Source organism: Nonomuraea sp. NPDC004186, from assembly GCF_053603495.1.
This window is the reverse complement of sequence record NZ_JBSGFQ010000268.1, coordinates 1-2,179: the sequence shown is the minus strand read 5'-3', so window position 1 is coordinate 2,179 and position 2,179 is coordinate 1. Positions and strand designations below refer to the sequence as shown.

At 71.2% G+C, this 2,179-nt stretch carries 1 protein-coding gene; it reads left to right on the top strand.

The features are described 5' to 3' along the window. Positions 1-203 precede the first annotated feature (203 nt). Positions 204-2,135 carry an ATP-binding protein gene (locus ACWEPL_RS65145; protein ID WP_452443063.1) on the top strand — a complete coding sequence of 644 codons (1,932 nt, stop codon included), beginning with the start codon at positions 204-206 and terminating at the stop codon, positions 2,133-2,135. The last annotated feature ends 44 nt before the right edge of the window (positions 2,136-2,179 follow it).

Below are 2,179 nucleotides of genomic sequence, written 5' to 3'. Positions count from 1 at the left end.
TACGACAACGAGTGGTGGCACTTCGAACACCGCCCCGACCGCCGCGGCAGGCCACCACGACGACGGCCCCACCCCGGCGTGGGCTACGACATCGAGAACGGGAGCTCATGATCGACCGGGCGTTCGGAGAGGGCCAGGGTATGTCATCGGGGAGTCACAACAAGTCCGGCTTGCTGGGATGGCGTCTGCAAGCAGCGCGCGAGATGGCGTTCGTGGGGCGGGAGGAAGAGCTCGCGGTCTTCAACGCGGCGTTGTACGGCGGCGGCTGCAGCGTTCTGTACGTGCACGGTCCCGGCGGCATCGGGAAGTCGGCCCTGTTGCGGCGGTTCGCTCACGAGGCCGAGGTGGCGGGGCGGCCGGTGTCCATGGTGGACGGGCGCATGTTGGACCCGGCGTCCGAGGCCGGGCTGGTGCTTCGCGATGCGGACGCGGTGCTGCTGGTCGACGACTTCGAACGCATTCAGGGATTGGAGGGATGGCTGCGCGAGCGGTTCCTGCCACGGGTGCCCATGGGGGCGCTGGTGGTGATCGCGGGGCGGAACCCGCCGGACATGCGGTGGCAGGCGGATCCGGGATGGGCGGGGGCGCTGGAGGTGCTGCCGCTGCGCGACCTGCGGGCCGGGGACGCGCAGGCCCTGATGGACTCCTCCGGGGTGCCGGCCGAGTTGCGCGAGCCGCTGCTGGCCTTCGCCGCCGGTCATCCGCTGGCGCTGCTGCTGGGGGCGGCCGTGGCGGTGAAGGACGGCGGGGCCGGCCGGAGGTGGACGCCGCATCAGGACGTGGTGGCCACGTTGCTGGATCAGCTGGTGGGCGAGCTGCCTTCGGCGGCGCACCGGCATGCTCTGGAGATCTGCGCGCATGCGTACACGACGACGGAGGACCTGCTGCGGGCGGCCTTGCCGGAGGACGCCGGGAGGTTGTTCCGGTGGTTGCGGCGGTTGCCGTTCGTGGAGTCGAGCAGCCGCGGGCTGTTTCCGCATGACGTGGTGCGGGAGCTGCTGGAGGCGGACCTGCGGTGGCGGGATCCCGAGGGGTACGCGGCGATGCACGACCGCATTCACGCGCAGCTGGCGGAGCGGGTGCGCACGGCGAACGACGTGGACGTGCCCGGCGCGGTGGCGGCGCTGCTCTACCTGCATCGCGACAAGGGGGCGCCGGCCGATTTCCGTGGCCGCCACGACGAGTTCCAGGAAGAGGTGTTGCGGGAGGAAGACGTCGGCACGTTGCTCCGGGTGGCGGCGGAGGGTGCGGGCTGCGCCGCCTTCTGGGCGGAACGTCAGCCGGAGGCGTTCCGGCTGTATCGGCGGACCGAAACCGGCGAGCCCGTGGCTTTCTCCGCGTGGTTGCGGTTGGCGGAACCGGATGAGGAGGAGCTTGCGGCCGATCCCATCGTGGCCAGGGCGTGGGCGCATGCGCGTGCCACCACGCCGTTGCGCGCCGGTGAACATCTGGCGGTCAGCCGGCTGTGGGCGCTGCCGCCGTATCGGGGGAACTCGCCGGTGATGGATCTGATCCAGTGGCGGGTGATCGGCAATTGTCTGCGGTCCGAGCGGATGGCATGGTCATATATCGAGATAAGGCATCCGAAGCATTTACGGCGGCAGTACGGGATGCGTGACATCGCCGAGCAGCCACAACTGGGGGACGACGCGTACGGCCTGTTCGTTCATGACTGGCGCGCGGTGCCGCCGCAGGCGTGGCTGGAGCGGATGAACCGCCCGCTCCACGCGGGCCCTGCCGCGACGGCGGAGCTGGCGGTGCTGTCCCAGGCGGAGTTCGCCGAAGCCGTTCGCAAGGCGTTGCGCCAGTTGTCGCGGCTGGACGCGCTGGCCGCTTCCCCGCTGACGCGCACCAGGCTGATCGCCGAGCGGGCCGGGCAGAGCCCGGCCACGGCACTGGGTGACCTGCTCCGCCAGGCGATCGACGACCTGCGGGAGGATCCGCGCTCGGTCAAGTCCCACCGGGCGCTGTCCGTCACGTTCCTGCGCGGCACGCCCACCCAGGAGCTGGCCGCGGAACGACTCGGCCTCCCTTTCACCACCTACCGCCGCCACCTGACGGCCGGCATCGAACGCGTCTGCGCCGACCTGTGGCACCGGGAGCTGTATGGCGCCGACGCACCGGCGTACACCTGAGCCGGTGCGGGCCTGCCACCGTGGACGAACGCGACCGGGGGCGG

Coding starts and splice junctions, on each gene's coding strand:
- ACWEPL_RS65145 (WP_452443063.1), top strand. CDS start 204: ATGGCGTTCGTGGGGCGGGAGGAAGAGCTCGCGGTCTTCAACGCGGCG.